Here is a 3,835-nt window from a genome sequence, read left to right as displayed (position 1 = left end):
CGTACCGTCGCCTTCCCCGGCTCCCTACCGGGCCCTCACCACTCCGCCGCCCCCGCCGCCCCCGCCGCCTCCGCCGCGATCGTGGTCGTCTCGCCGTGTCCCGTCCGCACCACCGTCTCCGGCGGCAGCGTCAGCAGCCGCGCGCGGATCGACGCCTCGATCGTCGGGCGGTCCGAGTACGAGCGGCCGGTTGCGCCAGGACCGCCGTGGAAGAGGGTGTCGCCGGTGAAGACGGTGCCCAGGTCGGGGGCGTACAGGCAGACGGCGCCCGGCGCGTGGCCGGGGGTGTGCAGGACCGTCAGCTCCGTGCCGGCGACCGGCAGCGTCCGGCCGTCGGCGAGGGCGGCGTCGGGGGCGCGGTCGGGGTGGGTCATGTCCCACAGCACCCGGTCGTCGGGGTGGAGCAGGACCGGGGCGCCGTACTTGTCGGCGAGCGCGGGGGCGGCGTCGATGTGGTCGTCGTGCGCGTGGGTGCAGACGATGGCCGTCAGGCGGCGGTCGCCGACCGCGGCGGCGATGGCGTCGGCGTCGTGCGCGGCGTCGATGACGAGCGCCTCGGTGTCGTCGCCGACGATCCACACGTTGTTGTCGACGTCCCAGGTGCCGCCGTCGAGCGAGAACGTACCGGAGGTGACCAGGTGGTCGATGCGGGCGGGGCTCACAGGACCACCACCGAGCGCAGCACGTCGCCGGCCTGCATCCGGGCGAAGGCGGCCTCCACGCCGTCCAGTTCGATGGTCTCGGAGACGAAGGCGTCGAGGTCGAGGCGGCCCTGCCGGTAGAGGTCGATGAGCATGGGGAAGTCGCGGGACGGCAGGCAGTCGCCGTACCAGGACGACTTCAGCGCGCCGCCGCGCCCGAAGACGTCGAGCAGCGGCAGCTCCAGCTTCATCTCGGGCGTGGGCACGCCGACGAGGACGACGGTCCCGGCGAGGTCGCGTGCGTAGAACGCCTGCTTGTACGTCTCCGGGCGGCCGACCGCCTCGATGACGACGTCGGCGCCGTTGCCGCCGGTCAGCTCCCGTACCGCCTCGACGGGATCCGTGGCGCGCGCGTCCACGGTGTGGGTGGCGCCGAGGCCGGTCGCGGTGGTCAGCTTCCGCTCGTCCACGTCGATCGCGATGATCTTCCCGGCGCCCGCCAGCCGCGCCCCCATGACGGCGGCCCCGCCGACGCCGCCGCAGCCGATGACGGCGACGGAGTCGCCGCGGCCGACGTTGCCGGTGTTGAGCGCGGCGCCGAGGCCGGCCATCACGCCGCAGCCCAGCAGCCCGGCCGCGGCGGGGGACGCCTCGGGGTCGACCTTCGTGCACTGGCCGGCGGCGACGAGGGTCTTCTCCGCGAACGCGCCGATGCCCAGCGCGGGCGCCAGTTCGGTGCCGTCCTTGAGGGTCATCTTCTGCATGGCGTTGCGGGTGTCGAAGCAGTACCAGGGCCGCCCCCGCTCGCACGCCCGGCACCGGCCGCACACGGCGCGCCAGTTGAGCACGACGAAGTCGCCGGGCGCCACGTCGGTGACGCCGTCGCCGACGGACTCCACGACCCCGGCGGCCTCGTGGCCGAGGAGGAAGGGGAAGTCGTCGTTGATGCCGCCCTCGCGGTAGTGCAGATCGGTGTGGCACACCCCGCACGCCTGCACCGCCACCACCGCCTCACCGGGCCCGGGGTCGGGCACGACGACGGTGGCGATCTCCACCGGCTGGTTCTTCGCACGCGCGACGACGGCTCGTACGTCCTGGGGCATGAGGGCGCTCCATTCGTGGCGGGGCTCATACAGTACGTCCCCCGCCCCCGCGGGGCGGCCAGGCGGGCGGGGCGGGGCGCCACCCGGCGAACGGGTCCGACGGCCTCCCCCCGGCCCCCCCGTCGGCAGCCCCGCGGCCCGCTCCCGGGGGGCCTCCGGTCGGGTCGTGCCGCCTCGCCGGTTCGGTACTCGGGCTACGGCTCAGTCCCCGGAGCCGACGACGGCGGTGACGCGGATCTCCACGCGCATGTCGGCGAGGCCGAGGACGGTGACGCCGGTCTCGGTCCAGATCGGCGCACGGCCGTCGAGGCGGCGGCGGAACTCCTCGGCCATGACCGCGTTGTGGTCGTCGCCGATGGCGTCGTCTCCCGGCGCGACCTTGTGGTACGAGTTGACGTGGATGACGTCCTTCCAGGTCGCGCCGACCGTGGCGAGCGTGCGCTCCACGTTGTCGAAGGCCAGGACGATCTCCTCCGCCAGCGAGTCGGGGACGGCCAGGTCGTCGTCCACCCCGGCCTGGCCGGAGGTCTCGACCCGGTCGCCGACGCGGACGGCCCCGCTGTAGCCGTAGGCATCGTGCAGCTTCTCGCCGAAGCCGGGGGTGATGCCGAAGGTGACGGTGGTGCCCATGATGCGTTCCTCTTCCTGTCCTCAGGGGTTGCGCTTCCTCTGGTATGAGTTCACGCGTAAAGTAAGAGTAGCAGTCGATGACTTCAAGCACCAAGTGATGACGGGCTTCGTCGGAAGGACGGGAAGGTCGATGAGCGGCACGGAAGAGCCCATGGGCGGCACGGGCGGACACGCGGACGACGAGGAGCTGCGCTGGCTCGACGAGCAGGAGAAGGCGGCGTGGACGGGGCTGATCTCCCTCGTCCTGCTGCTCCCCGGCAAGCTGGAGTCGCCGCTGCGGCAGGAGCACGGCCTCACCCTGTTCGAGTACCTGGTGCTCAGCCACCTCTCCGAGGCGCCGCGGCGCAGGCTGCGGATGGGGGAGCTGGCCTTCCTCGCCAGCGGGTCGCTCTCCCGCCTGTCCAACGTCGTCAAGCGCTGCGAGCAGCGCGGCTGGATCGTACGGACGCCCGACCCGGACGACGGCCGCTACACCGTCGCCGAACTCACCGACGCCGGCTTCGGCGTCGTGCACCGGGCGGCGCCCACACACCTGCGCGCGGTGCGCGCCACCGTCCTCGACGCGCTCAACGCGACCGACCGGAAGGCCCTTGCGCGTATCGCAGAGAAGCTCAGCATCGTCCCCGACGGCCTCGGCTGACGGCGGGGGCTGCCGCGGCCGCGTCTACGCTGCCGTTATGACGCAAACCACTGTTGAACTGGTGATCTTCGACTGTGACGGCGTGCTGGTGGACAGCGAGCGGATATGCGTCAAGGTCGACGCGGCGGTCATGGCCGACCTGGGATGCGCCTTCACCGAAGCCGAGATGATCGAGCATTTCGTGGGTTCGTCCATCGAGGTCTACACGGCGCTCGTCGAGGAACGGCTCGGACGGCGGCTGGAGGAGGGCTGGCAGCGGCGGTACAGCCACCTCTACCGCGCGGCGCTGGAGGACGAACTGACCGCGATCGACGGCGTCACCGAGGCGCTGGACCGGCTCACCGCCGGCTTCTGCGTCGCGTCGAACAGCGAACACTCCGCGCTCCGCCGCAGCCTGGAGATCACCGATCTCCTGGGCCGCTTCGAGAACCGCATGTTCAGCGCCGCCGACGTCCCGCGGGGCAAGCCCGCACCCGACCTCTTCCAGCACGCCGCCCGCTCCCTGGGGGTGCCGCCGGAGCGGTGCGCGGTGGTCGAGGACAGCGCGTACGGGGTGCAGGCTGCCCGCGCCGCGGGGATGCGGGCCTTCGGCTACTGCGGCGGGCTCACGCCGGCGACGCGGCTGGCGGGGCCGGGCACGGTCGTCTTCGACGACATGCGGGACCTGCCGGGGCTGCTGGCCGGCTGACGGCCGGGGCCCGACTTCCGGTACGTACCAAGGCGTTGACCCCGGGCGGCCGGGGGCTTACGTTGACAGAGCACAGTCAGGAAAGCGCTTTCTTCGCGATCTCAGGAGAACCACTGTGCCCACCCCCCACCGC

5 protein-coding genes are annotated in these 3,835 nt (G+C 72.6%); 2 read left to right on the top strand and 3 right to left on the bottom strand.

Translation table 11 applies throughout. The features are described from left to right. Positions 1–35: 35 nt before the first annotated feature. The 3 genes from H5J30_RS21290 to H5J30_RS21280 all read right to left on the bottom strand — a co-directional run bounded on the left by H5J30_RS21290 (position 36) and on the right by H5J30_RS21280 (position 2,374). The gene (locus H5J30_RS21290) at positions 36–662 is read right to left on the bottom strand and encodes an MBL fold metallo-hydrolase (protein ID WP_181788995.1); all 627 of its coding nucleotides are present in this window, start codon (positions 660–662) and stop codon (positions 36–38) included. Further along, positions 659–1,744 (bottom strand): S-(hydroxymethyl)mycothiol dehydrogenase, encoded by a 1,086-nt coding sequence (locus H5J30_RS21285; RefSeq protein ID WP_181788994.1) that lies wholly within the window; start codon positions 1,742–1,744, stop codon positions 659–661. The genes H5J30_RS21290 and H5J30_RS21285 overlap by 4 nt, the downstream gene beginning before the upstream one ends. Before the next feature lie 201 nt (positions 1,745–1,945). Then, positions 1,946–2,374 carry a Rid family hydrolase gene (locus tag H5J30_RS21280; RefSeq protein WP_181788993.1) on the bottom strand — a complete coding sequence of 143 codons (429 nt, stop codon included), beginning with the start codon at positions 2,372–2,374 and terminating at the stop codon, positions 1,946–1,948. 130 nt (positions 2,375–2,504) lie between these two features. Between H5J30_RS21280 and H5J30_RS21275 the strand changes: the two genes are divergently transcribed. Both H5J30_RS21275 and H5J30_RS21270 read left to right on the top strand, forming a co-directional pair. Beyond that, positions 2,505–3,014 (top strand): MarR family winged helix-turn-helix transcriptional regulator, encoded by a 510-nt coding sequence (locus H5J30_RS21275; RefSeq protein ID WP_181788992.1) that lies wholly within the window; start codon positions 2,505–2,507, stop codon positions 3,012–3,014. A gap of 37 nt (positions 3,015–3,051) precedes the next feature. Next, complete coding sequence (locus H5J30_RS21270) at positions 3,052–3,702, top strand: HAD family hydrolase (protein WP_181788991.1); 651 nt, start codon at positions 3,052–3,054, stop codon at positions 3,700–3,702. Positions 3,703–3,835: the final 133 nt, after the last annotated feature.

Source organism: Streptomyces phytophilus (assembly GCF_013870535.1).
Classification (GTDB): domain Bacteria; phylum Actinomycetota; class Actinomycetes; order Streptomycetales; family Streptomycetaceae; genus Streptomyces; species Streptomyces phytophilus.
The sequence above is the reverse complement of the archived record's forward strand: the minus strand, read 5'-3'. Positions and strand labels throughout refer to the sequence as shown.

Coding starts and splice junctions, on each gene's coding strand:
- H5J30_RS21275 (WP_181788992.1), top strand. CDS start 2,505: ATGAGCGGCACGGAAGAGCCCATGGGCGGCACGGGCGGACACGCGGAC.
- H5J30_RS21280 (WP_181788993.1), bottom strand. CDS start 2,374: ATGGGCACCACCGTCACCTTCGGCATCACCCCCGGCTTCGGCGAGAAG.
- H5J30_RS21270 (WP_181788991.1), top strand. CDS start 3,052: ATGACGCAAACCACTGTTGAACTGGTGATCTTCGACTGTGACGGCGTG.
- H5J30_RS21285 (WP_181788994.1), bottom strand. CDS start 1,744: ATGCCCCAGGACGTACGAGCCGTCGTCGCGCGTGCGAAGAACCAGCCG.